This is a genomic window from Gemmatimonadaceae bacterium, from assembly GCA_019752115.1.
In the GTDB taxonomy this organism is placed as follows: domain Bacteria; phylum Gemmatimonadota; class Gemmatimonadetes; order Gemmatimonadales; family Gemmatimonadaceae; genus Gemmatimonas.
On the sequence record JAIEMN010000026.1, the window covers coordinates 1 to 24,100 of the forward strand.

A 24,100-nucleotide genomic window follows, 5' to 3' on the forward strand; every position below is an offset into this window, starting at 1 on the left:
GGCGAGCACCTCAGATGTGCTACGCCGCGACCAGCCGGGGGAAGGCCTTTCTCATTTCAACTTGGATGTGATCAGTTACTCAGCCCGCACGCCGGCGAGCGCTCAGCGCCCCGACAGGAGACGATCCAAGAGCGACGCGGGCGCACTGAGCCGCCCCGCCTGCGCTTCGTCGAGCAGCGCATCAAGCCGCATCTGCACGCGGCCGAGCATGGCGCGATAGCGCCGCTTGATGCCGCGCCAGGTGAGCCAGGTGCCGCCGGCGGCGAGCACGCTCAGGAGCCCCACGGTCGCCAGGGCGAACGTGGGCACGACGAGTGAGAACACGAGTGCCGGGACGGCTACCGCCACGACGAGCAGCCAGAGTAGCGCGCCGACGATCAGCACCGTCGTGCGCTCCATCGAGCGGGCGCCCGAGAGGACGGCGTCGAAGCGCAGCACCGACTTGGTCGCATCGACGGGCGTGGCACTCACGACCAGCGAATCCACGCGCACCAGATCGAAGCGGCGGCCGCCCACGCCCATGGCGCGAAAGATGTTGCCCAGCGGATCGCGGCGGGGCTCGAGCATCAACCGATCGCCGGTGCGGCGCACCGGCAGCAGGAGTTCGCCACGCGGCATCACCGCCTCGAGCCGCGTCAGCAGCTCGCCCGGCGCACCGGGGACCACGCGCTGCGCTCCGACGAACGCCTCGCCCAGCGCGTCGAGCATCGGGCCACGCTCCGGCGTGGTCATCGGCAGCTGCGCCCGCTCCTCGGCCATCGCCTGGCGCACGTGATGGACGTCGAGGCCGACCTCCTGCGCGATCTCGAGCAGGCGCGCCTCGCTGATCGTGTCGCTCGGGTCACCCGGCGTGTTCGCCTGCAACTCGCTCGCGCGCGCCAACACGCGCTCGAGTGCCACACGCGAAAGGGAATCGTCGGCCATGCTCAAATACCGCCCAGAATCAGATCCAGTTGCTTGGCGAGCGCGTCGCGCAGCGCCGTCGGCAGAGAGAAGGTCTGCGCAAAGAGCGCGGCGGCATCGGCGTTCGCCGACACCCGCACCCCCACCTGCGTGAGATAATAGCGCTGATAGCCCGGGCGAAGCTCCGGCGCGACCCGCTCCAGCAGCATCGCCCCCGCCAGCACCTGGGCGAGGCTCGTGTAGCGCGCGGCGGCCCCGCTGCGCGTTTCGGCCGGCGTGACATTGTCGCTCACCACCGGCCCCACCATCGTGCCGGTGATCTCGTGGGCGAACACGTACAGCGCCTGCGCCGCATCCTCCGCACGGGCGGGGAAGGGCACGGCGATCATCGTGCGCGATGGCGCGTTCGTGGTCGCGGCCGTGGTGGTCGTGCGCCCTTCGGCGCCAATGGGCAAGGAGAGCACGAGCTCCCCCTGCCGCTGCCCCGAGTTGGTCAAAAACCGCTCGAAGCGCGGCGCCTGCTGCTGCCACAGGCGATCCACCGCGTCCACCACATCGCGCCGTGCGGTCGCCACACGCGCCGCCTCGGCATCGAACCAGCGCATCCGTTCGTCGGTGAGGGCAGCGAGGAAAAGGCGGAGCCACTCGCGATCACTGCCGGTGCGGAACACCGCGGCCAGCGGCACCAGCTCCTGCTGCGCCTCGCGCGACGGGGCGCGATTGAGATCGCCCTTCACCTGCCCGAACAGCTCGGCGCTGCGGCGCAGCGCGTCCCAGCTCGCGTACTCGAACGGCACGAACTGCGCGCTGGTGTAGCCACCGCCTTTGCCCAGCCCCTCCACCAGCGCCGCCTGATTGCCGTCGAGCGCGCTGAGCACATTGGCCCGCCGTCGCACCGCGCTCACCGAGTCGCGATAGCCACGCAGGTACAGCGGTACGGTGGGCGCCTGCGCGCTGTCATTGCTCAGCAGCGCGAACCCATGCAGCCAGAGATCGAGGTGGGGGAGGGTGCGCACCGTCCAGCGCACCGTGCGTGGGGCCGTACCGACGACTTGCGCGAGCGCCGGGTGGGCCAGCACGGGGGTGAGCCCCAGCAGGAGGCTGAGGACGGCAGCACGAGAAGACAAAAGGGCACGCGATGATCGCATGCCCTCAATACACATGGAACCCGTTGGCGGATTCAACCGACGCGGTCGTTACGCCTCGTCTTTCCGGCCGCAGGTGACGCAATGCTTCCACCCCACCTCGAGCTCGGTGCTGCAGGCCGGGCACTGCTTCTTGGAGAGATCCATCCCGCAATGCGGGCAGTAGGTGATTTTCCGCCCCTGGGGCAGGCGGCTGTCGCAGTAGCGGCACGTCACCGCCACCGGCGTGATCACCCCGCTGGCAACCGAAAAGCCGCTGGGCATGGGAAACACCTCCACCGACACCGGCGTCGCCGAGCGGCTGGGCGTGATGCTGGTCGAGACCAGCTGGAGCTGCGTCGTGGCCCACGCGCGGACGAGCGAAATCGACGGCGAGGGGAGGAGCAGCGCCTTGCGCGCCGCCTCCTGCAGTGCCGCTTCCGTGGCCACGTAGCCCCGTTCCCCGGCGATCAGGCGCAGCATCGACGACTCGAACGCATCCGGACCGGCGTTCGCCATCTCCCGGCGCACCTCCCGGAAGGGAAGGAGGCGCTCCTCGAGGTCGGTCAGCGTGAACCCTTGGCTCAGCAGGTGCGGATACTGGGTCCGTACGGTGCGCGAGAGTCGGAACGCGAGCCGATCGAGGTCGTCCAGGGAGCGGGAAACGACGGTCACTTGTCGAGTTGCCCGAACTTCTTGTCGACGTCGTTGCCCATGGCCTCACGCGTCTTGCCGCCCACCTGATCGAGCAGGCGTTCGGCAATCGGCTTGTCGTTGACCTGGGCGTCTCCCCAGCCGTAGTGATAGCCGATCACTACGCCAAGGGCGAGCACGAGAATGAGCTTGAACATGGGCGTCGGGAAATGAGGGCCGGCGCCTTCGCCGGTCTACGTCTCTCGACGCGCAGTCGCAGGAGCCCGTAACGCCGGGGCTGGCACGAACCGTTCCGCCACTGGAAATGGTGACAACGCCTGCGTGCCGCCGCGGAGTTTTGCGCCGTTGGTGGCCCACCAGGTCTCGAATTGTGACGGAATGAGCCCGTCCGATGAGTCCTGGGCGGCGGCCGCCCGCGTGGCCAGATGATTGGCGTATTCGTTCTGCGGGTGCCCGGCGTGCCCCTTCACCCAGTTCCACTGGGTCTCGTGCATCGCGATGGCGTCCACGGCGGCCTGCCAGAGCTCCACGTTCTCCACCGGCCCTTCCTTGCGCCGCCACCCGCGCGCCATCCAGCCGCGCACCCAGCTGGTCATCCCGTCCACGATGTACCGCGAGTCGGTCGTGAACTGCACCGACAGGGCGTTCCCCTTCCGGCTCATCGCGCGATAGGTGTCGATCACCGACCGGAGCGCCATGCGGTTGTTCGTGGTATCCGGCTCGGCGGCCCACAGATCGAAGCGGGCCACGCTCCCATCGGCTTTGCGGAACTCGACCAGCGCGCCCAGGCCACCCGGCGTATCGCCCGACTTGCCGTTGCCCAGGCACGATTCGTCGGCGTACACCGCGACCAGCGGATACCGCGCACTCACCGCACGGCCTCGATCGAATCGATCTCGCCGATCACGAGCTCGAGCCGGTGCCCGGTACTCGGGTGCCGCGCGATGATCACCTCACGCCCGCTCTCGACGCGCAGCCGTTCGGGAATCACGGTGTACTCCGTGCCCCGACGCATGATCGTGAGGCGCGCGCCGTCCACAATGGCGCGCTCGAGCAGGTCATACTGGGCGGTGGTGGGATGCATGCCGAACTATAGTGGCCGAGATCCGAGTTCCGACATCGGTCTACGGACCACTATGGAAGTGGGAGTCGGGATTTTTCTCGGAGGTGCGGGTCGGAGTGCCGGGGGCCGTCCACGCGCCGGTCACGACCGTTCGAAACCGCGGAGCGAAGCAGGTCCTCTCAGGCGGCACTCCGACCCGCACCTCCGACCACGATCCCGACTCCCACTTCCATAGTCGTCCGTAGACCGACCTCCGACACCACCGGAGCCTGCTCCCTCACCGCTCACATCGCCGCGGTCGATCCCCATCCCGAGCACACGCGCTCCAGCACCGCCGTTGCCTGCTCGATCTGCGCGATCTCGACCCACTCGGTGGCCGAGTGGGCGCGCGCGATGTCCCCGGGCCCGAAGCACAGTGCCGGAATGCCCGCCGCGGCAAAGAGCGCCGCATCGGTCCAGCACCAGAGGCCATCGAGCGCGTCTGGCAGCGCCTCGGCGCGCACCGCGTCGCGCATGGCCCGTACGAGCGGGGCGTCGGGCGCCAGATCGAGCGGTGGTTGGGCGCAGATGAGTTGCGCGCGGGCCTGCACCTCCGGGCGCTGCGCCTGTACCGCCGCGATGGCCGCCTCCACTTCACGCAGGGCATCCTCGCCGCGCTCGCCGGGAATGGTGCGTCGCTCGATGCGCAGGGTGCACCGCTCCGCGTAGGTGCTCCACCCGGTACCGCCCTGCACCATGGCGGCATGCAGGCTGGCCCGCCCGAGCAGCGGATGCGTGCGCGTGGCGAGGGTCGTGTGCTCAAAGGCATCGAGGGCGGCCGTGATGAGCGCCGCACCGCGATTGGCATCGGACCCCACGTCGTACCGGCTGCCATGCGCGGCGCGCCCCTGCACGGTGACCTCGACCCACGCAAAGCCCTTGTGGGCCGGCACCACCGCGAGCCGCGTGGGCTCGGTGACGATCGCGCCGGTCGCGCGGAGGCCATTGGCGAGCAGCGCCCGCGTGCCGACGCTTTCGAACTCCTCGTCACACACCGCCGCGATGATGATCTCGCTGCGCAGCGCCTGTCGCGCAGCGGCCCGTGCGGCCGCCACGCACATCGCGGCGATGCCGCCCTTCATGTCGCTCGAGCCGCGCGCGTAGAGATCGCCACCGCGCCGCTCGGGGGTGAAGGGCGCGTGCGTCATCCCGTCCACGCCCACGACATCGAGGTGTCCGTTGAGTACGAGTGGCGACACGCCCACCGGGCCGATGCGCGCGAGCACATTCGGTCGCCCCGGCGCGGCGTCCTGCACGGACACGGCAAAGCCCCAGCCTTCGAGGACCTCGGCGAGAAAGTGCGCGCAGACCGACTCCCCGGGGGCATCGGGGACCAGGCGGGGATTGCGCGAATCCATCGCGCAGAGCGCTTCGGTGAGCGCGACAGGATCGAGCGGGAAGCGTGAGGGCACGCTGCAGTCTACCGCGCGGCGCGCGCCGCCTCCACCCGGACGCCCGTACGCGCCACGCGCCAGGGCAGCACCTCACCGAGCCCAGCCACCGCGGCGTGCACGGCGGGAGCATTGTCCGCACTCGAGATCGCGAGCACACACCCGCCCCCGCTCGCACCAAGCGCCTTGAAGCCACTCGCGCCCGCCGCGCGCACGGCGGCTTCGATCGCCTCGATGCGCGCCGTCGTGATCCGCGGATGCAGCGATTGCTGGTGCACCCAATGTTCGTCCACGAGGTCGGCGAGTGTGCTCACATCACCGGCGTGGAGTGCCGATCGCATGGCCCGCGCGAGGACCGCCATCCGATCGAGGGCGCTCACGACGCGCCGATCGCGCTGCGCATAGGCGTCGAGTACAGCGGTGATCGTCTCGGCCGAAATCCGCGACTCGCCACTGTAGATCACCGTCAGCCGCGATTCGAGCGCGTCGATGACGTGCTGGCTCAGCGGAATGGACTCGACCCGTGTGGACCCGTCGAAGGTGAGGCCCAGCGCCCCGCCGTAGGCGGCGGCGTAGTGGTCCTGTCGCCCACCGGCGATCCCGAGCATCTCCACTTCCACGGCGCGGCTCGATTCGGCGCAGGCCGATGGGTCGATCGCGCCGGCGCGCACGGCGGAAAGCGCCGCCGCCAGCGCGACACCGGCGGCCGACGATCCGCCGAGTCCAGCCCCCACAGGAAAGTCGTTGTGCAGCGTGGCCGACAGATCCGTGCGCCCGGCGCGGCTGAACGCCGCCCGCACGAGCGGGTCGGCGTCGGGCGGGAGTGGGCCCGCCACGACGCGCACCGTCGCGCGACGATCGATGGCGAGGTTACACACGAAACCGCCTCGCTCTTCGGGGTAGGGGGGGACATCGGTCCACCCTCCGCCGAAGTCGAGGCGGGTCGGTGCTGAGACCTCCAGCACGTGGGGTTCCACGTGCGGCCGTTACTTCTTCTTGGCCGGTGCCTTCTTGGCCGGAGCCTTGGCCGGAGCCGCCTTCGCGGGCGCCTTGGCCGGCGCCTTGGCGGCGGGCTTTGCCGCCGGCTTGGCGGGGGCGGCCTTGGCGGGCGCCTTGGCCGGGGCCGCCTTCGCGGCCGGCTTGGCGGCGGGGGCGGGCGCCTTGGCCGGAGCCTTGGCGGCCGATTTGGCCGCCGGTGCGGCCTTGGCTGGGGCCTTCGCGGGCGCCGCCGGCTTTTCGGCCTTGGCCGGCGCCTTGGCGGCGGGGGCTGCCTTCTCGGCCTTGGCCGGCGCGGCCTTCTCCGCCTTGGCCGGTGCCTTCGCCTCGGCCTTCACCTCAGGCTTGGGCTCGGCCTTCGGGGCCGCCGGCTTGGGCGCCGGCTTCGGGGGCAGTGGCGCGAAGGTGACCTTGTCGGACGGCTTCTGCGGTTCGATGCGCATGGCCGCGCGCGCTTCGAGCGCCGCTTCGGCCGCAGCCGCCGGAGCCGTGACCGCCTTGGGCATCTGCCCCAGCGGGACGGGCTTTGGCGGCGGCGCCTTGGGCTCCGGCTTCGGCAGCGCGCCGTGCTTGGCGATGTAGGCGGCCTCGGCCTGCTGGATGAGCGCGTCGGCTTCATCCTGGTTCATCTGGCCGCGGCGGACCATGTAGTTGATGAGGTCGCGCGCGCTTTCGATGACGAAGGCGCTCAGTCCGGCCGCCGCCCCCACCACATCGCGCATGGCGCCGGCCATCCGGCTGCCCGCCTCGAGACTGATCTCGTGGGCGCGCTGCGCCATTTCCGCGGCGGTGTCCCGCGCATCGGCAGCCCGGTGACCAGGGCCGCGCCGCGGCGCGGGACTCGCCGGAGGCGCATCACCTTCCGCGAGCGTTTCGTCGTCGACCTGCGGCATATCAGCCATGAGTGGAGCGCACTCCTTCCGCCAGACACGAGGGAACAAGGTGGGTGGCCGAGGACGGCGCCAGAACGACGCGCCATGAGCAGGACCACGTGCACCGGAACGCGGGTAACTATATGATTTTCAGTGATCTATGCAAGGCGCAGCGACGTGATTTCGGAGGTCGGCGCACATATAATGCGCCATCGAGGGGGGCGCGCAGCTCCTGTCGGGGCCCTGTGTGATGCTGTCTGGCGTGTAGAAATTCGCGCGAGTATCGAGCCATTTAAGGAACAGTATGCAGCCACTTCCGCTTGAAGGCCTCAAAGTGCTCGATCTGTCGCGCGTGCTCGCCGGCCCGCTCTGCACGATGATGCTCGGCGATCTCGGGGCGACCGTCATCAAGATCGAACGGCCCAAAACCGGCGACGATACCCGCGGTTGGGGCCCGCCGTTCGACGATCGGGGCGAATCGGCGTACTTCCTGAGCGTCAATCGCAACAAGGCGTCGGTCGCCGCGGACTTCCGGCAGCCAGAGGACCAGGCCCTGCTGCATGCGCTCGCCAGTGAGGCCGATCTGGTCGTGGAGAACTATCTGCCGGGGACACTCGAGCAATTTGGGCTTGATGCTGCATCGATGATGGCGCGATATCCGCGCTTGCTCTGGTGTACCATCTCCGGTTTCGGCCCCGACAGTCGCCGGCCGGGCTACGATTTCGTCACCCAAGCCGAAAGTGGCTGGATGGCGATTACCGGCGACCCGACCGGCGCGCCGATGAAGCATGGCGTGGCCCTGGTGGACGTCATTACCGGAAAGGACGCCGCGATCGGGCTCCTCGCCCTCCTGGTCGCCCGCGAGCGCGCCGCGGCGCCCCTGCCGGCGGCGCAGCGCCATCTGCACGTCACCCTGGCCGACAGTGCGCGGGCGGCGCTGGTGAACGTCGCGCAGAACGCGCTGGTGAGTGGGCGCGATGCACGGCGATGGGGGAACGCGCACGCCAATCTCGTCCCCTATCAGCTCTTCGAGGCGGCCGACCGGCCGTTCGTGATCGCCGTGGGGGCCGACGGGCAGTGGCCGCCGGCCATGCGCGCACTGGCGCTCGACGTGCTGGCCGACGATCCCGACCTGCGCACCAATGCCGGTCGGTTGGCGCATCGCGCGCGCGTGGTGCAGGCCATCGCGGACCAGGTGCGCACCCAGCCGGCGACGTTCTGGATGACGCGCCTCGAAGCCGCCGGGGTCCCCTGTGGCGTGGTCCGCACCGTCCAGGAGTCGTTGGCGGAGCTCCCGGGCGATGTTTCGACCGCGGCACGCACCGGCGTGCCGCCGCTGTGGAATGGCCGTGTTCGCTTGGCGCCACCGCGAATGGATGAGCACGGCGTTTCAGTGCGGGCAAAACAGTGGAGTTTTGCCGATGACCTGCCGATACCACTCAGCGTAGACGTGTGACCACGCCGCGTCCCCGTCGTCTTTCCGATGAGACGACCAGCCCGTTCCGGCGGACGGTTCCTCGGCAGGGGTGTCAATCCCGTCTGTGTGGCGTTATCCTAGCGCCGTGAACATGACGGAATCCGAAACTCCTCCGAACGAGATCGACTCCGACCAGGACGTCATCAGCCGAGTGCTCGCGGGCGACCGCGATGCCTTTGCGACGCTGATCGGCCGATACAGTGATCCGCTGTATCGACATGCACTTGGCATGACGGGCTCGCCTGACGTCGCCGAGGACATTCTCCAGACGTCGTTCATCAAGGCCTATCACCATCTCGGTGAAGTCCGTGGACGATTCGACGCCTGGCTGTTCCGGATCGTGGCCAACGGGTGCAAGGACTGGCTGAAGAACATTCGGCGCACGCACCTGAGCTACGACGAAGACGATCAGCCATCCGGCTATGCGACGCCTGATGAAGATCTGGACCGTACCGAGTTACGGCAGGATCTCGACAGCGCGCTGGCACAGCTGGCCCCATCGCTCCGCGAAGCCTTCATCATGAAGCATGTGGAAGGGCGTTCGTACGAAGAGATGGCGGACCTCTTGGGGACCACTGTCGGGGCACTGAAAATGCGCGTGCATAGGGCACGTGAAGCACTTCAGGCTCTGCTCGAGGAGAAATACGCGTGATGCTGAACCGACACGAAGCGCACGACGACCTGACGCCGATTGGCCGCGACACGGCTCGCGAAGCCGCGCCAGTCCAGGATCGTCCCTTGGCCGACCGCGAGGTCCCGCTTCCGGGCACTGCGGCGGCTGACGCGAATGCCAGCGTCATCAACCAGTGGCTGGACGGGGAAGCGAGCGAAGCCGAAGCGCGTCGTGCCGATGCCCCCGCCGTGGAGTTCTGGTCGAAGGTGGCGGGTGACGCCGAGCGCATGAAGCGGATGAAGACGCCCGCCCATGTAGCGGCCAACATCATGGCAGCGATTCCGGTGCGCGAACGCTAAGGCGGTTACTGGATGAGCAAGCGGGCGTCGACTTCGTCGACGCCCGCTTTTTTCATGGCCTATGAGAAATCGGGGGGAAGAATTTCAGGGAGTCGGCGTCAGGACAGCACGCTGATCGCTGTCCTGAACTCTTCCCCCTGACGTTCTCCCCCCTGAGCTCTCAGGGGTTGAGATCTCGCCCCCGGCACCAGGCCGTTTACATGTGAATCGCTCTGCCCAACGCCGACAGCGCCGCCTCTTTCACCGTTTCGCTCAGCGTCGGATGCGAGTGCACCGTGATCCCGATATCCTCCGCGCTCCCGCGGTACTCCATCGCCAGCACCACCTGCGCCAGGTTGTCGGCCACATGCGGGCCGATCATGTGGCAGCCAAGGATCTCGTCGGTGCTCTTGTCGACGACGAACTTCACGAAGCCCTGCGTTTCGCCCATCGTGCGCGCGCGACCGTTGGCGCTGAAGGGGAACTTGCCGACCTTGTACGCACGGCCGCTCGCTTTCACTTCCTGCTCGGTGAGCCCCACCGTCGCGATCTCGGGCCACGTGTAGACCACGCCCGGCATCGTGCGGTAGTGCATGTGCACCGGCTTGCCGGCAATCACCTCGGCGGCAATGACGCCTTCGTCTTCGGCCTTGTGCGCGAGGAGCTTGCCGCCGACGGCGTCACCGATGGCGAAGACATTCGGCAGGTTGGTGCGCATCTGATCGTTCACGGCAATCTCGCCGCGAGCGCCCAGCTGCAGGCCGAGTGCGGCGGCGTCGATACCGCGCAGCGACGGCTTGCGCCCCACGCTCACGAGCACGTAGTCACCGCTGACGTGGCTCGCCGCGCCGTCCTTCTCGATGTGCAGCGTGACGCCATCGCCGCGCACCTCGGCGCCGGTGACCTTGGTGCCGACATGGATCTCGAGCCCCTGCTTGCGGAAGATCCGGTCGGCTTCCTTCACGATGTCGTCGTCGTTGCCCGGCAGAATCGTGGGCGCGTACTCGACCACCGTGACCTTGGCGCCCAGGCGACGCCACACCGAGCCGAGTTCGAGGCCGATCACGCCGCCGCCGACCACGATGAGATGCGTTGGCACCTCCGGGATCTGCAGCGCACCGACGTTCGACAGCACGCGGCGTTCATCGAACGGCAGGAAGGGGAGCTGCACCGGCACCGAGCCGGTCGCGATGATGATGTGCCGACCCTGCCACGTGGTCATCGTGCCGTCAGCGGCGCGCACCTCCACGAGGTTGCCGGGCTTGAGCGTGCCTTCGCCGCGGGCCCAGGTGACCTTGTTCTTCTTGAAGAGGAACTCGATCCCCTTGGTGTTCTGCGCCACGACGTCCGTCTTGCGGGCCATCATGGCCGGCAGATCGATCGCGACGTCGCTCACCTTCACGCCATGTTCGGCGGCATGGAGCCGCAGCCACTCCACGTGTTCGGAGGACTGGAGGAGTGCCTTGGACGGGATGCAGCCGACGCTGACGCAGGTCCCACCCAGAGTGGGCTCGGCTTCGACGCAGGTGACGGTGAGGCCGAGCTGCGCGGCGCGGATGGCAGCGACATAGCCGCCGGGGCCTCCGCCGATGACCACGACATCGGCGCTGTGCTGGGGAGAGTTCGGGGAGCTCATGCCGCAAGATACACAGCCGCCACGTCCGGTCGCGGGGGGCGCCGGGTGGTGTCACGGCCAGGTAACCGGCAAAGCACAAATTGCCGGACGTCTTGCCACGGTCGCGCTCGCTCACATATTTGCTGGCAGCTGGCCAGCATGATGGGGTCGTTACCTGTACGCGGTCGCCGCGTCCATAGGCTGACGGCACGATTCTCGCTGTGCCCTGCCATATCAGCCCCAACATCGTAGGCCACGGCCCCAACCCTCGCGTTGAAAACGTGGTCCTGCGAAGCCCGACGTCCCGCGCTCACGCGTAGGGGCGTCGTGGTGCATTTGGGAGAGTGGTTTGCGGGCTTTGGGGCGAACCGCAGGTGTGGGGCGCTCGAGGGGCACCGTTGGTCAGGGGCCAGGGGGAAGGACAGAGGGGGGAGTGCCACCACGGCACTCCCCCCTTGCTCCTTCCGCCTGACTTCTGACCTGCGATGCCAGACGAACGCTCTCTCAATAGACGAGCATCGCGGCGGGATCTTCCATCAGCTCCTTCACGCGGACCAGGAACAGCACGGCCTGCTGGCCGTCGATGATGCGGTGGTCGTAGCTGAGGGCGATGTACATCATCGGGCGGATCTCCACCTTGCCCTCGATCGCCACGGGGCGATCCTGGATCTTGTGGAGGCCCAGGATGCCGACCTGGGGGTAGTTGATGATCGGCGTCGAGACGAGTGAGCCGAAGACGCCGCCGTTCGTGATCGTGAACGTGCCGCCGGTGAGGTCATCCATCGACAGCTTGCCATCGCGCGCCCGCTTGGCGACGGCGCCGATGTCCTTGCCGATCTGCACGACGCTCTTCTGGTCGCAGTCCTTGATGTTCGGCACCACGAGCCCGGCGTCGCTGGCCACCGCGATGCCCATGTTCACGTAGTGCTTGTAGACGATCGTCTCGCCGTCGATCTGCGCGTTCACCACCGGATACGCCTTGAGCGCGAGCGTCGCCGCTTTCGCGAAGAAGGGCATGAACGACAGCTTGACGCCCTGTTCCTTCTCGACCCGATCCTTGAGGCGCTCGCGGAGCGCCGTGATCGCGGTCATGTCGATTTCGTTGAAGGTCGTCAGGTGCGCCGTGGCGTGCTGGGACTGCAGCAGATTCTCGGCAATCCGCTTGCGCCGGGTCGTCATCTTCTCCCGAGTCTCGCGCGGAGCGGATGGCGAGGGCGCGGAGGGAGCGGCGGCGGCTGGCGCCGCTCCTGTTTCTTTCGCGGAGGGGCTGGCTGGCGCGGCGCCCGCGGAGGCCGTGGGCGCGGACGCGGCCATCACGTCGGCTTTGCTCACCACGCCGCCGCGGCCCGTGCCGGTCACATCGGCGGGGTTGATCCCGGACTCTGTCGCCAGGCGCGCAGCGGCGGGGGAGACCTTGGCCTCGCTCGCGGTCGGGGCCGCGACTGGCGCGGCAGCCGGCGCCGTGGCGTTCGCCGTGGCGTTCGCCGTGGCGTTCGCCGTGGCGTTCGCCGTGGCGTTCGCCGTGGCGTTCGCCGTGGCGGGCGCCGCAACGGCTGCGCCAGCGGCGCCGAGTTCACCGAGCGCTTCGCCAACGGCCACCACGTCGCCCTCGGCCTTGAGCCGCTTCACCAGCACGCCCCCTTCGAGCGCGGGCACTTCGACCGTGATCTTGTCCGTCTCGAGCTCCACGAGCGTATCACCCGTGGCGACCGTGTCGCCCTCTTTCTTGAGCCAACGGGAAACGGTGGCCTCAACGATCGATTCGCCAAGCGGCGGGACTTTGATGGACGACATGAGCAACCTGCTGAAGTTGAACCGGGAAGTGGGACCGCAATATACCCACGCGCGCCGTTCCACTAACGTAGATCCGGTATGCGCGCCCTAACCTTCGCCGCCCACGGCGGCCCCGACCAGCTCCGGGTGGTGTCCGACGCCCCGACCCCGGGCGTCGACGCGCCCGATGCGGTGCGCGTCCGGATCATCGCCGCCGCTCTGAACCGTCTCGACCTGTGGGTGCTCGCCGGGATTCCCGGCTCGCGCATTGTGCCCGGCATGCCGCTCGGCTCGGACGGCGCCGGCGTCGTCGATGCCGTCGGGTCGGCCGTCACCAGCGTCAAGCCGGGCGACCGGGTGCTGCTCAATCCGGGCGTGGTCGATCGCCAGTGCCGCTGCGAGTACTGCCGCGACCAGGACCAGCCGCTCTGCCTCACCTACGGCATTCTCGGGGAGCACCGCCCGGGGACGATCGCCGAGTACGTCACCGTCCCCGAAGCCAACGTCCGTACTTTCCCCGAGACGATCAGCTGGGAGGCCGCCGCGGCCTTTCCGCTGGCGACGCTGACCGCCTGGCGGATGTTGCACACCCGGGCCCGCCTGCGTGCTGAAGATCAGGTGCTCATCTGGGGGATCGGCGGCGGTGTGGCCCTGGCGTCGCTGCAGATCGCCAGGCTCACCGGCGCCACGACCTGGGTCACCAGCGGCTCTACCGACAAGCTGGCCCGCGCGCAGGCGCTCGGCGCCGATCATGGCCTCGACCACCGCGAGCCCGATCTGGGGAAGCGCATTCGCGCCGCGACCGGGAAGCGCGGGGTCGATGTGGTGATCGACTCGGTGGGCGAAGCTACCTGGCCGCAGTCGCTCATCGCGCTCGGCCGACGCGGCCGCCTGGTGACCTGCGGGGGGACGAGTGGCCCCTTCGTGCAGGTCGATGTCCGCCGCATGTTCTGGAACCAGTGGACGCTGATGGGCTCCACCATGGGCAACGACGCCGAGTTCGATGCCATGACCGCACACTTCCGGGCCGGCGCCCTGCAGCCACCCGTCGACTCGGTGTGGCGTCTCGACGAAGCCGCCCGCGGCTACGCCCGTCTCGAATCGGGGCAGCAGTTCGGGAAGGTGGTCATCCGGGTGGCCGACCCGTGACGGGACCGTCCGGCGGCTCGACCGGCGAAGCGGCGCGCTACACGGCCGAGGAAGAGCGCGCCCTGCGCGACGCGGTGCAGCGCGGGACGCTACCCGACTGCCCGCGCTGTGCCGTGCCGATGACCCGACGCCCCATCGGCGGCGGATCCTTTGGCCTTGGGTATCATCGCCAGCGCGAGTGGCTGCTCTGTCCAAGCTGTAAACGCAGTGCCATCTTCGACGTGAAGCGGGGCACGCGCCTCTAGGTCCGGTGGCAACCGGGCGCAACCGCCGGCAGGGACCCTCCGTATTGCGTCGGTGACGGCACTAGTTTCGTGCAGGTTCTCTGATGTCTCCAATACCTCGCGCCTTGTTCCAGCAGACAGCGGTTCCCCTCGCGGATTCATTGCACCTCGCCACTGCGGCTACGCAGGCGGCGACCGGATCGCCGACCACCACGAGCACGTTCAGCGAACGGCTCCAGCAAAGCTTCTCGCTCCTCGGCGAGTTCGTGCCCGCGCTCTTCGGGGCGCTGGTGATTCTCTTCGCCGGCTATCTCGTCGCGAAGGTGGTGGAGAAGGGGACCGCGCGCCTCCTGCGTCGGATGCGCTTCAATCAGCTGCTCGAGCGCGGCGGCGTGCTGCAGGCGGTGGAGCGGTCGGGGTCGCATCTGAATCCGGCCAAGGTGCTCGCGAACCTGCTCTTCTGGGTCGTGATGTTCGCCGTGCTGCTGATCGCGGCGAGCGCCATCGGGCTCGACTCGCTCGCGAATGTGTTCACCGAGCTCATGAGCTACATCCCGAGCGTGATCGCGGCCATCGTGATCATCATCCTCGGCATCGTGCTCGGCGGCTTTGTGGGCGGTCTCATCATGGCCTCGGCCGGTGGCCTGCATGGCGGCCCCTGGCTCGCCCGCACGGGTCGGGCGGGCGTGATCGTGCTGGCGGTGTTCATGGCGCTCCAGGAGCTGGGGATCGCCACCGATATCGTCACGACCGCGTTCGCCATCCTGTTCGGCGCGGTTGCCCTGGCGCTGGCGCTCTCTTTTGGCCTCGGCAACCGCGAGCTGGCCGCCGAGATCACCCGCGACTGGTACGAGCGGTATCAGGCCGAGCGCCGGGCGATCGACGCCGAGGCGGCGGCCGAGGAGGCCGAGGAGCTGGCCGAGGAGAACTCGGAAGACGCGGCGGACGCCGCCGACGAGGCCGAGGAAGCCGCCCGGGAGGCGGCGGTGGCGCAGGCGAAGGTGGCCGCCCGATAAGGCCCGCCCGAACCGCCGTCAACCCACGACCCACGACCTGGAACCCGAAACCCGGAACCGATCAGTTCCGGGTTTCGGGTTTTTGGTCGTGGGTAATGGGTGAACGGCGGTGCCGGCCTATGTGAATCCGGGCAAGCTCCCGGTTAAATTTCCCCGGCTGTAGTGCATTACGTCGGACCCCCTGCCAGAGCCGTACATGACCGCTCCCAACGCCCGCGAACGCATCCTGCCCCGTCTGATCGACGAGGAGATCAAGGAATCGTTCATCAACTACTCCATGAGCGTCATCGTCTCGCGCGCCCTCCCGGACGTGCGTGACGGTCTCAAGCCCGTGCATCGCCGCGTGCTGTACGCCATGAATGAGTTGGGGCTGCTCCCCGGCCGCCCGTACAAGAAGTCGGCGACGGTCGTCGGTGACGTGCTCGGCAAGTATCACCCACACGGCGACAGCAGCGTGTACGACGCGCTTGTCCGCATGGTGCAGGACTTCTCGCTGCGCTACCCGCTCGTCGATGGTCAGGGCAACTTCGGCTCGATGGACGGCGACGGCGCGGCCGCCTACCGCTACACCGAAGCGCGCCTGACGCGCATGGCGGTGGAGCTGCTCAACGACATCGACCAGAACACGGTCGACTTCGCGCCCAACTTCGACGACCGGCTCGAAGAGCCGCGCGTGCTGCCGAGCGGCTTCCCGAACCTGCTGGTGAACGGGTCGTCGGGCATTGCCGTTGGCATGGCCACGAACATCCCGCCGCACAACCTCAAGGAAGTCGTGAGCGCCGTGGTCGCGCTCATCGACAACCCGGAGCTCGACGGGCCGGCGCTGCGCAAGTTCGTGAAGGGCCCGGACTTCCCGACCGGCGGCTACATCTACGGCCGCGCCGGCATCGCCGATTATCAGGATACCGGCCGTGGCCGCATCGTGATGCGCGCGCGCGCCGTGATCGAGGAGAAGGAATCGAGCGGCAAGTCGCAGATCGTCATCACCGAGGTCCCGTACCAGGTCAACAAGGCCAAGCTGGTGCAGGACATCGCCGAGCTGGTGCGTGAGCAGAAGCTCACCGGCATCAGCGCGCTGCGTGATGAGTCCGACCGCGACGGGATCCGCGTGGTGGTGGAGCTCAAGCGCGATGCGATTCCGCGCGTGGTGCTCAACCAGCTGTACAAGCACACCGCCATGCAGAGCACGTTCGGTGTGATCATGCTGGCGCTCGTGCCCGATCCGAACACGCGCCAGCTCGTGCCGAAGGTGCTCACGCTCAAGCAGTGCCTCGAGCACTACATCGAGCACCGCCACGAAGTGATCGTGCGCCGCACCCAGTTCCAGTTGGACAAGGCGCTGGAGCGCGAGCACATCCTGGAAGGGTTGAAGATCGCCGTCGACAACATCGACGAGGTGATCAAGCTCATCCGCGCCGCCGAGGACACGCCCACCGCCAGCCTGCAGCTCCAGTCGCGCTTCGGGCTCTCCGAGCGGCAGGCGGAAGCGATCCTCAACATGCGCCTGGCCAAGCTCACCGGCCTCGAGCGTGACAAGCTGGAAGAAGAGCTCAAGGAAGTGCGCGCCGAGATCCTCAATCTGCGCAGCATCCTGGAGTCGAAGCCGCGTCGCATGGAGATCCTCAAGGGCGAGCTGCTCAAGGTCGCCGAGACGTACGGCGATGCGCGCCGCACGGAGATCGTGAGCGACGAAGGCGAGTTCTCGATCGAAGACCTGATCGCCGAAGAGGAGATGGTCGTGACCATCTCGCACGGCGGCTACATCAAGCGCACGCGCCTGTCGCTGTACAACAAGCAGGCGCGGGGCGGACGTGGGAAGGCGAGTGCGGACCTGAAGGAAAATGACTTCATGGAACGCTTCTACGTGGCGAGTACGCACACGTACATGCTCATCTTCACCAACGACGGCCGCTGCTTCTGGCTCAAGGTGCATGAACTGCCGGAGGCCGGGCGCAACACGCGCGGCAAGCCGATCGTGAACCTGATCAACGTCACCCCCGACACGCGCATTCGCGCCATCGTGGTGACCAAGGAGTTCAGCGATACCGAATTCCTGCTCTTCTGCACCAAGAACGGCACGGTGAAGAAGACGGCGCTGAGCCAGTACTCGAACCCGCGCAGCACGGGCATCAAGGCCATCAAGATCGAGGAAGACGATGAGCTGATGGACGTGCAGATGACGAGCGGCAACAACGACGTGGTGCTCGCCACGCGGGACGGCCTCTCGGTCCGCTTCCATGAGAGCGATGTGCGCGAGATGGGACGCGACACCACCGGCGTGAAGGGCATCGAGCTCAAGATCAACGATGCCGTGGTCGGCATGGTGGTCATCAAGCGCGAAGCCACGCTGCTGGTCGTGACGGAGAAGGGGCTCGGCAAGTGCAGTGAGGTGAGCGAGTACCGCGTGCAGAAGCGTGGTGGCAAGGGGATCAAGACGCTCGATCTCACAGCCAAGACCGGCCATGTGGTCGCGCTCATGGAGGTCGTCCCCGAGGATGAGCTCATGCTCATGACGAAGGGCGGTATCGCGATCCGCACCAAGGTGAGCGAGATTCGCGTGACCGGACGGATTGCGCAGGGCGTCAAGCTCGTGGCGCTCGATGATCAGGATGTGGTCTCGGCCGTCGCGCGCGTCATCCCTGAGGACAAGGATGAAGGCGAGGGCGACGGCGCCGCTGACGCTCCCGAGGCGGGTGACGGCGAGTAATTCGCCGTCGTCTGTCACAGTGACTGTACGGGGCGCGCGTCACCATCGACGCGCGCCACTTCTTGAGGAGTCGGAATGGCGACGTCGCGCATCCTGGTAGCCGACGACGACGAAGCAGTACTCGAATCCGTGACCTGGTTGCTCCAGGAGAACGGATACGATGTCGTGCCTGCCCGCGGCGGAAATGCGTGCCTGGAGCAGTTGGAGAAGAAGGCGCCGGATCTCCTGCTGCTCGACATCCTCATGCCTGATGCGGACGGCTGCCAGCTGCTGGAGCGCATCAAGGGCGAAGAGCGCTGGCGCGATTTGCCGGTGCTCATGCTCTCGGCGCAGCCGCCCGAGGAAGCCTCCGTGCGCTCCCTGGGGCTCGGGGCGGCCGACTTCATTCGCAAGCCGTATCGCCCCAAGGAGCTGCTCGCCCGCGTGCAGGCGCAGCTGCGCATGGGGGCGCTGCTGCGCTCCACGCGTCTGGCGCTCGTGCGCACCGAAGAGGCGCTGCTGCGCGCCCAACAGGATGCCGACAGCCGCCGGAAGCTGGTGGACATCCTGCACGAGGTCACGGGCGACCTGTCGGTCACCGAGCTCTTTCATCTGCTGGTGCGGCGCGCGGCGCGTGCGCTCAACGTCTCGCACTGCTCCGTGGTCCTTGCGCAGCCCGGTGATCAGACCGCGACCGTCGTGGCGGCCTTTGAAGATCCGACGCTGCAGCACCTCACGGTGCAGCTGGAGCGCTATCCGGAACTCAAGGCGGCGCTCGAAAGTGGCCAGCCGATGCTGATCGAAGACGTCGATACACACGCGATCTATGACAACGTGCGCGGCCTGTGGGACGCCGAAGGGATCGAGATGCAGATCCGCTCGGTGATCGCACTGCCGTTCTCCATCGACCGCGGCCAGTACGGGGTCTTCCTGGTGCGGCGTACGAAGGAGCAGGAACGCTTCGGTCCGGAGGATCTCGAGTTCGCCGAAGCGGTGCTGACGGCCGCCGTGGCGGTCATTCAGCGCGCGCAGCTCGTCGAAAGCACCATGGCCGACAACGCGCGCCTCGAACAGCTCGCCCAGACCGACCCGCTCACGCAGCTGCTCAACCGCCGTGCGCTCACCGAGCGCATCACGGCCGAGATGGAGCGGGCGCTCCGCTACGACAGCACGCTGGCGCTGCTGATGATCGACCTCGATCACTTCAAGCGCATCAACGACACCTTTGGGCACCTCGTGGGTGACGACGTGCTCCGTGACGTGGCGCAGCTGCTCGCGCAGACCATCCGCGGCAGCGACATCGTAGCGCGCTACGGCGGCGAGGAGTTTCTGGTGCTGCTCCCCGAAACCGATGATGCCGGCGCCGAAAGCTTCGCCGAGCGCATTCGCGTGGCGGTCGAGACGCATCCGTTCGCGCGCGAGGCGCTGGCGGAGCCGCTCCGGCTCACCGCCTCGGTGGGGGTGGCGGTCTTCCCGGCCGCCCGCATCGAGAACGTCGAGGATCTCTTCCAGCGCGCCGACGCCGCGCTCTATCGCGCCAAGGCCGAAGGGCGGAACCGCGTCCGCATGTAGTGGGGCGCGGGGCGCGCGGCCCCGAGCCGCTTACCGCCCCATCCGGGCCAGCTCGACCTTCACGCAGCGGTCCTGCACCACGTCAATGCCGGCCTTGGCGAGCGTCTCGGCGACCGCATCGTGGCGGATCCCGAGCTGCATCCAGACCACCTGCGGGGCCGCCGCCAGGATCTCGTCCAGGTGCCGGGGCACATCCGCCGGGCGCCGGAAGATCTGCACCATGTCGATCGGGCCCTCGATGGTGCGCAGGGATCGATGCACCGGCGCGCCCAAGATCACCTCGACCTCCGGATAGTAGACCGGGACCGGGACGATCTCGTAGCCCACGGCCTGCATCACTTCCGGCACGTAAAACGCGGGGCCGCCCACCTGCGCGGGCTTGATGCCGATCACCGCGACGCGCTGCACCCGTTCCAGCACGCGCGTCAGGGACGCGCTGCTCTCCAGCAGCCGTGACCGCCATGCGGCGGGGTCAGTCGTTAGCTTCCCGGTTACCACTTCCCCACCCATCTGGAGTCCCCGATGCGTCTGCTCGTACTCGGCGCCGGGCTGCAAGGCACGGCGTGCGCGTTCGATTTGCTTCGTGAATCGTCGGTCACGCAGGTGCTGCTCGCCGACATGAACGTTTCGGTCCTGCCCGCCTTTCTGCACGGCGACCACAGCCACGGACCGCACGGTGCACGACTGGTGCCGATCACGCTCGATGTGCGTGATGACGCCGCCGTGCGTGCCGCGTTTGCCCGCTGTGATGCCGTGCTCAGCGCCATTCCGTACTACTTCAACGGCCGTCTCGCGCAGCTCGCGGTTGAGGCCGGTGTGCATTTCACCGACCTCGGCGGCAACACCGAGATTGTCCAACAGCAGAAGCGGTTGCATGACGCCGCCGTGGCCAAGGGGATCAGCATCGTCCCCGACACCGGCCTCGCGCCGGGCATGGTCAATATCATCGCCCAGCACGGCATCACCTGCTTCGATACCGTCACCCGCGTCCAACTGTTTGTTGGTGGGCTGCCGCAGGTCCCGGAACCGCCCCTCGGGTATCAGATCGCGTACTCGATCGAGGGCATGGTGGACTATTACACCACGCCGTCGCTGGTGGTACGCGACGGCCAGCCCCGCACGGTCGACGCCTTGTCCGAAGTGGAAACGGTGCCCTTCGACGCGCCCATTGGCGATCTCGAAGCGTTCCACACGGCGGGCGGACTCTCCACGATGGTCTACCGCTACGCCGGTGAAATTCCCTTCATGGAGTACAAGACGCTGCGCTATCCGGGGCACGCCGCGATCATGCGCAGCATTCGCGATCTCGGATTGCTCGACCGCACCGAGGTGTCGGTGAAGGGGCAGGCGGTGTCACCGCGCGACGTGTTCGTGAAGGTCGCCGGTGATCATCTGCGCAAGGGCAAGCCCGATCTGGTGGCGCTGCGCGTGGTGGTGCAGGGGGTAAAGGATGGCGTCGCCGGGACGCGGACGTGGGAGGTCGTGGATCGCTACGACACCGCGCATGGCCTCTCGGCCATGATGCGGACCACGGGCTTCACGCTGTCGATCACGGGCCAGTTGCAGGCCGGCGGCCAGATCGCGCCGGGCGTGCACACGCCCGATGAGTGCGTGCCGGCCCAGGCGTACTTCGACAAGCTGGCGGCGCGCGGCATCACCGTGCGCGAACGCTAGACCCGGAACTCGCTCACCAGCTGACGGACCCGGACACTCGCCGTTTGGAGCATCTCGGCGGTCGCGCTCACTTCTTCCGCGGCCGCTGAGGTCTCTTCGGTACTGGCGGCGACCTCTTCGGCCGCGGCGGCATGACCTTCGGCGGTATCACGGGCCGAGGTGAGCGAGCGTTGCACCACGGCGAGCGACTGTCGGTTCGCATCGACCGCCCCATTCACGCGGGACGCGGCGCCTTCGACCTGGGCCACGGCGTGTTCGATGCGCGACAGCGCCGTGCCCACCGCTTCGGCCACCGTCTCGACGTCGCGCAGGCGACCGGCCCCCGAATCCACGGCCGTGGACGCGCTCGCAATGCGCGCGCGCAGCCGCTTCACGTTCTCGGTGACTTCACCGGCGGCATGCGCGCTTTGTTCGGCGAGCGCGCGCACTTCCTGCGCGACCACCGCAAAGCCGCGCCCCGAGGCACCGGCGCGGGCGGCCTCGATGGACGCGTTGAGCGCGAGCAGGTTGGTCTGAGTCGCGATCTCGGAAATGACGTTCACGAAATCGTCGATCACGCCCGTGGCATCCCGCAGGGCGCCCATCTCATCGCGCGTGTGCGTCGCCGCTTCACGGGCGCCAAGCAGCGTATCCACGGCGATCTGGACCTGATCGCGCGCGTGATTGGTCGTGCTCCGGATTTCGCGCCCCACGCGATCGGTTTCATCGGCCGCTTCGCCGATCGTGGCGCCCGCTTCGGCGAGGATCTTGACCGTATCACTCGCGTAGTTGAGCGCCGTGAGCTGCACGCTGGCGCCGTGTGAGATCTCCATCACGGCGGCGGTGACATGCTGCGTGGAGGCGGCAGCCGATGACGACGAGGCGCGCAATTCGCTGGCGGCGACGGTGACGTGATCGGCCTCGACCTTCACGCGGGAGAGGAGCCCACGCAGGCGCTCACGCGCCTGCTGCATGGCCTCGATGAGCTCGGCGTACTCGCGCGCCACCGCGCTGTCGGGCGTCAGCGACGGGGCGGGGTCGCGCAGGTCGCCGGCGCCGATCGCCTTCATACCATCGCGCAGGCGGGCCAGGGGTTCGGTGACGGCCCGGGCGGTGGTGAGGCCAAAGAAGGCCGCCACGCCAAAGGCGAGCGCCACCACCACGGCCAGCACCGCCTCGGTGTCATGCAGCTGTTCCGCCATGCGGTCCATCGACGCCGACGCCCGGTCGCGGGCTTCGCGGCGCAGTACGCGCAGTTCGTTCTCCACCGTCTGCATGTCGCTGACGGTGGCCGCGAGCACCCGCTCCGCTTCCGGCTCGCGTCCCACACTCTGCCAGGCACGGGTGACGGCGAGGCGAACTTCGAGCTCCGCCTGCAGCCGCCCCACCGCTTCCAGTCGGCGGCGTTCCTCGAACGACAGATCGGCGCGCTTGAGCGCGTCGCGCCGCAGTGCCTCGGCTTCACGCACGAGTGCCTGGTAGCGCGCTTCGTCTTCGCTGCGCCGCGTGGAGACCGACCGCAGCCCGGCCACCAGCTCGCGCAGCACGGTGGTCGTGGTGCGCTCGATGAACTCCGAGCGTTCGGCGAGTCCGCGGACGGTGGCGTCGGTGTCACGATTGGTGCGCGTCAGGCCGTACCAGCCCAGAAGCCCCGCCACGAGGAGCAACGTGGTGGACATGCCAAAGCCCACCGCGAGCCGCGCGGTGATGGTGTCGAGGCGGAGCAGGGCGAGCAGGCGCCGCATCACGGTGTTCCCTCGGCGAGCGGCGCAACGCGGGCGACAAAGAGGCGCCGCGCCTGCACATCGTGATTGCGGCGGAAGCCGATCGGGCCGCCGGCGCCATCGATGGACGGCGCATCCCCGCCCACTTTTTCGAGGGCCAACCGCAGCGCGGTGCGCGTGCGGGCCCCCCGCGTGGCCGTGCGGCCGATGACCAGCGCGGCGTCGTAGGCCTGGGCCGCGAAGTAGTCAGGATCGGTGTGGTAGCGCTCGCGGTACCGGGCGAGGAAGCGCTCGGCTTCAGCGCCCGTTGCCTGGGCGGCGCTGAAGAAGGTCACGTAGTGGGCGCCTTCGGCATCCGCGGCCTGCTTGATCGCTTCGGTGCCATCGCCGCCCACGAAGGGGATCGTCACGTTGAGTTCGCGCAGCGCTTGGATCAGCGCCAGCGCGTCGTCCGCGTCGCCCGGAAAGAGCACGACATCGGGGCGCACCTTGGCGAGCAGGGCGGCGTAGGCGTCCCACTCGACCGCGCCGGTGAGATACGGTTCGCGCAGGATGATCTGCCCGCCGGGGGCAAAGGCCCGGGCAAAGGTCTCGGTCCAGTCGCGGCCGTAGGAGTCATTGCGGTAGATCACCGCGGCGCGGCGTGCGCTCAGCGAGTCGAGGACCCAGCTGGCGGCGAATCGCGCCACGTCGGCATCACTCGGGGCAATGCGGAAGAACCACGGGCTGACGCCAGTGAGGCGCGGCGAGGTGGCGGTGGGGGACAGAATCACGACGCCGTCGGCGCCCTGATGCTCGGCGTCGGCGTAGACCGGCACGGTCTCCAGGGTGTTGCCACTCTCCGGGTGGCCGATCACGGCGAGGACGGCGGGGTCGGCGCTCAGCTGCTGGGCGACCTGCACGGCCGACTTGGCGTCGGGGGCCGGGGCGCGCAGGCGGAACGTCGCCCCTTCGGCCTTGAGCTGCTCGATGGCCAGCTCGACGCCCTGGGTGATGCTGGTGTAGCCGGGGGTCCCGGGGACGGCGCCGATGCCGATCCCGACCGGGACGCCGGTGGTGCGCGTGGCGTTCTGGCAGGCGGCGGCGAGGGTCAGCGCCAGGAGGGCGCCGCCGCGGCGGGCGCGCTCTAGCCGAGTCCGGTGCGGATGGTGGATCACGTTTCACAGACGACTTGCCGATGCTTCCCGAAACGTCATGTCACCGTGCGAGTTCGGTCTG

General features: G+C 68.3%; 23 protein-coding genes. 9 read left to right on the top strand and 14 right to left on the bottom strand.

The features are described from left to right. Positions 1-102: 102 nt before the first annotated feature. The 9 genes from K2R93_14025 to K2R93_14065 all read right to left on the bottom strand — a co-directional run bounded on the left by K2R93_14025 (position 103) and on the right by K2R93_14065 (position 7,072). Entirely contained in the window at positions 103-924 is an 822-nt protein-coding gene (locus tag K2R93_14025; protein MBY0490956.1) for a hypothetical protein, read from the bottom strand. Between the two features lie 2 nt (positions 925-926). Next, positions 927-2,030, bottom strand: coding sequence for a hypothetical protein (locus K2R93_14030; GenBank protein MBY0490957.1), 1,104 nt, complete (start codon positions 2,028-2,030; stop codon positions 927-929). Between the two features lie 69 nt (positions 2,031-2,099). Beyond that, positions 2,100-2,702, bottom strand: coding sequence for a zinc ribbon domain-containing protein (locus tag K2R93_14035; GenBank protein MBY0490958.1), 603 nt, complete (start codon positions 2,700-2,702; stop codon positions 2,100-2,102). Further along, positions 2,699-2,878: a hypothetical protein gene (locus tag K2R93_14040; GenBank protein ID MBY0490959.1), complete on the bottom strand. Its 180-nt coding sequence runs from the start codon at positions 2,876-2,878 to the stop codon at positions 2,699-2,701. The genes K2R93_14035 and K2R93_14040 overlap by 4 nt, the downstream gene beginning before the upstream one ends. 36 nt (positions 2,879-2,914) lie before the next feature. Then, positions 2,915-3,553: a ribonuclease HI gene (locus tag K2R93_14045; protein ID MBY0490960.1), complete on the bottom strand. Its 639-nt coding sequence runs from the start codon at positions 3,551-3,553 to the stop codon at positions 2,915-2,917. Next, positions 3,550-3,765 carry a hypothetical protein gene (locus tag K2R93_14050; protein MBY0490961.1) on the bottom strand — a complete coding sequence of 72 codons (216 nt, stop codon included), beginning with the start codon at positions 3,763-3,765 and terminating at the stop codon, positions 3,550-3,552. Before K2R93_14050 ends, K2R93_14045 begins: the two co-directional genes overlap by 4 nt. Positions 3,766-4,028: 263 nt before the next feature. After that, positions 4,029-5,195, bottom strand: a complete 1,167-nt coding sequence (locus K2R93_14055) for a M20/M25/M40 family metallo-hydrolase (GenBank protein MBY0490962.1) — start codon at positions 5,193-5,195, stop codon at positions 4,029-4,031. Positions 5,196-5,203: 8 nt separating this feature from the next. Further along, positions 5,204-6,052 carry a hypothetical protein gene (locus K2R93_14060; GenBank protein ID MBY0490963.1) on the bottom strand — a complete coding sequence of 283 codons (849 nt, stop codon included), beginning with the start codon at positions 6,050-6,052 and terminating at the stop codon, positions 5,204-5,206. A gap of 108 nt (positions 6,053-6,160) precedes the next feature. Next, the gene (locus K2R93_14065; GenBank protein ID MBY0490964.1) at positions 6,161-7,072 is read right to left on the bottom strand and encodes a hypothetical protein; all 912 of its coding nucleotides are present in this window, start codon (positions 7,070-7,072) and stop codon (positions 6,161-6,163) included. A 274-nt stretch (positions 7,073-7,346) separates the two neighbouring features. Here K2R93_14065 and K2R93_14070 point away from each other — a divergent pair, with 274 nt between their 5' ends. The 3 genes from K2R93_14070 (at position 7,347) to K2R93_14080 (ending at position 9,491) form a co-directional block, all read left to right on the top strand. Beyond that, a complete protein-coding gene (locus tag K2R93_14070; GenBank protein MBY0490965.1) occupies positions 7,347-8,498 on the top strand; it encodes a CoA transferase in 1,152 nt (383 codons plus the stop codon). Between the two features lie 106 nt (positions 8,499-8,604). Continuing rightward, positions 8,605-9,171 (top strand): sigma-70 family RNA polymerase sigma factor, encoded by a 567-nt coding sequence (locus K2R93_14075; GenBank protein MBY0490966.1) that lies wholly within the window; start codon positions 8,605-8,607, stop codon positions 9,169-9,171. Further along, the gene (locus K2R93_14080; protein MBY0490967.1) at positions 9,171-9,491 is read left to right on the top strand and encodes a hypothetical protein; all 321 of its coding nucleotides are present in this window, start codon (positions 9,171-9,173) and stop codon (positions 9,489-9,491) included. Before K2R93_14075 ends, K2R93_14080 begins: the two co-directional genes overlap by 1 nt. 196 nt (positions 9,492-9,687) lie before the next feature. On the opposite strand, the gene lpdA is transcribed toward K2R93_14080, so the two are convergent. Together lpdA and odhB are read right to left on the bottom strand one after the other, a co-directional pair. Next, the gene (gene lpdA / locus K2R93_14085) at positions 9,688-11,106 is read right to left on the bottom strand and encodes a dihydrolipoyl dehydrogenase (GenBank protein ID MBY0490968.1); all 1,419 of its coding nucleotides are present in this window, start codon (positions 11,104-11,106) and stop codon (positions 9,688-9,690) included. Between the two features lie 483 nt (positions 11,107-11,589). Further along, positions 11,590-12,879, bottom strand: a complete 1,290-nt coding sequence (gene odhB / locus K2R93_14090; GenBank protein ID MBY0490969.1) for a 2-oxoglutarate dehydrogenase complex dihydrolipoyllysine-residue succinyltransferase — start codon at positions 12,877-12,879, stop codon at positions 11,590-11,592. A gap of 78 nt (positions 12,880-12,957) precedes the next feature. Here odhB and K2R93_14095 point away from each other — a divergent pair, with 78 nt between their 5' ends. The 5 genes from K2R93_14095 (at position 12,958) to K2R93_14115 (ending at position 19,505) form a co-directional block, all read left to right on the top strand. After that, positions 12,958-14,007, top strand: coding sequence for a zinc-binding dehydrogenase (locus K2R93_14095; protein MBY0490970.1), 1,050 nt, complete (start codon positions 12,958-12,960; stop codon positions 14,005-14,007). After that, on the top strand, positions 14,004-14,252 hold the full coding sequence (locus K2R93_14100; GenBank protein MBY0490971.1) for a hypothetical protein: 249 nt from the start codon (positions 14,004-14,006) through the stop codon (positions 14,250-14,252). The genes K2R93_14095 and K2R93_14100 overlap by 4 nt, the downstream gene beginning before the upstream one ends. A 140-nt stretch (positions 14,253-14,392) precedes the next feature. Further along, entirely contained in the window at positions 14,393-15,247 is an 855-nt protein-coding gene (locus K2R93_14105) for a hypothetical protein (protein ID MBY0490972.1), read from the top strand. A 196-nt stretch (positions 15,248-15,443) separates the two neighbouring features. Next, positions 15,444-17,954 carry a DNA gyrase subunit A gene (gene gyrA, locus K2R93_14110; protein MBY0490973.1) on the top strand — a complete coding sequence of 837 codons (2,511 nt, stop codon included), beginning with the start codon at positions 15,444-15,446 and terminating at the stop codon, positions 17,952-17,954. Between the two features lie 75 nt (positions 17,955-18,029). Then, a complete protein-coding gene (locus K2R93_14115; GenBank protein MBY0490974.1) occupies positions 18,030-19,505 on the top strand; it encodes a diguanylate cyclase in 1,476 nt (491 codons plus the stop codon). 30 nt (positions 19,506-19,535) lie between these two features. Here K2R93_14115 and K2R93_14120 read toward each other — a convergent pair whose 3' ends face one another. After that, entirely contained in the window at positions 19,536-20,015 is a 480-nt protein-coding gene (locus tag K2R93_14120) for a CoA-binding protein (protein MBY0490975.1), read from the bottom strand. A gap of 12 nt (positions 20,016-20,027) precedes the next feature. On the opposite strand from K2R93_14120, the gene K2R93_14125 reads away from it, so the two are divergent. Continuing rightward, positions 20,028-21,179, top strand: a complete 1,152-nt coding sequence (locus K2R93_14125; protein ID MBY0490976.1) for a saccharopine dehydrogenase NADP-binding domain-containing protein — start codon at positions 20,028-20,030, stop codon at positions 21,177-21,179. Here the strand turns inward: K2R93_14125 and K2R93_14130 are convergent. Continuing rightward, positions 21,176-22,906 carry a methyl-accepting chemotaxis protein gene (locus tag K2R93_14130; protein MBY0490977.1) on the bottom strand — a complete coding sequence of 577 codons (1,731 nt, stop codon included), beginning with the start codon at positions 22,904-22,906 and terminating at the stop codon, positions 21,176-21,178. The genes K2R93_14125 and K2R93_14130 overlap by 4 nt on opposite strands. Further along, entirely contained in the window at positions 22,903-24,039 is a 1,137-nt protein-coding gene (locus tag K2R93_14135; protein ID MBY0490978.1) for a branched-chain amino acid ABC transporter substrate-binding protein, read from the bottom strand. Before K2R93_14135 ends, K2R93_14130 begins: the two co-directional genes overlap by 4 nt. Positions 24,040-24,100: the final 61 nt, after the last annotated feature.

Coding starts and splice junctions, on each gene's coding strand:
- K2R93_14025 (MBY0490956.1), bottom strand. CDS start 924: ATGGCCGACGATTCCCTTTCGCGTGTGGCACTCGAGCGCGTGTTGGCG.
- K2R93_14040 (MBY0490959.1), bottom strand. CDS start 2,878: ATGTTCAAGCTCATTCTCGTGCTCGCCCTTGGCGTAGTGATCGGCTAT.
- K2R93_14050 (MBY0490961.1), bottom strand. CDS start 3,765: ATGCATCCCACCACCGCCCAGTATGACCTGCTCGAGCGCGCCATTGTG.
- K2R93_14065 (MBY0490964.1), bottom strand. CDS start 7,072: ATGGCTGATATGCCGCAGGTCGACGACGAAACGCTCGCGGAAGGTGAT.
- K2R93_14070 (MBY0490965.1), top strand. CDS start 7,347: ATGCAGCCACTTCCGCTTGAAGGCCTCAAAGTGCTCGATCTGTCGCGC.
- K2R93_14080 (MBY0490967.1), top strand. CDS start 9,171: ATGCTGAACCGACACGAAGCGCACGACGACCTGACGCCGATTGGCCGC.
- lpdA (MBY0490968.1), bottom strand. CDS start 11,106: ATGAGCTCCCCGAACTCTCCCCAGCACAGCGCCGATGTCGTGGTCATC.
- odhB (MBY0490969.1), bottom strand. CDS start 12,879: ATGTCGTCCATCAAAGTCCCGCCGCTTGGCGAATCGATCGTTGAGGCC.
- K2R93_14095 (MBY0490970.1), top strand. CDS start 12,958: ATGCGCGCCCTAACCTTCGCCGCCCACGGCGGCCCCGACCAGCTCCGG.
- gyrA (MBY0490973.1), top strand. CDS start 15,444: ATGACCGCTCCCAACGCCCGCGAACGCATCCTGCCCCGTCTGATCGAC.
- K2R93_14115 (MBY0490974.1), top strand. CDS start 18,030: ATGGCGACGTCGCGCATCCTGGTAGCCGACGACGACGAAGCAGTACTC.
- K2R93_14120 (MBY0490975.1), bottom strand. CDS start 20,015: ATGGGTGGGGAAGTGGTAACCGGGAAGCTAACGACTGACCCCGCCGCA.
- K2R93_14125 (MBY0490976.1), top strand. CDS start 20,028: ATGCGTCTGCTCGTACTCGGCGCCGGGCTGCAAGGCACGGCGTGCGCG.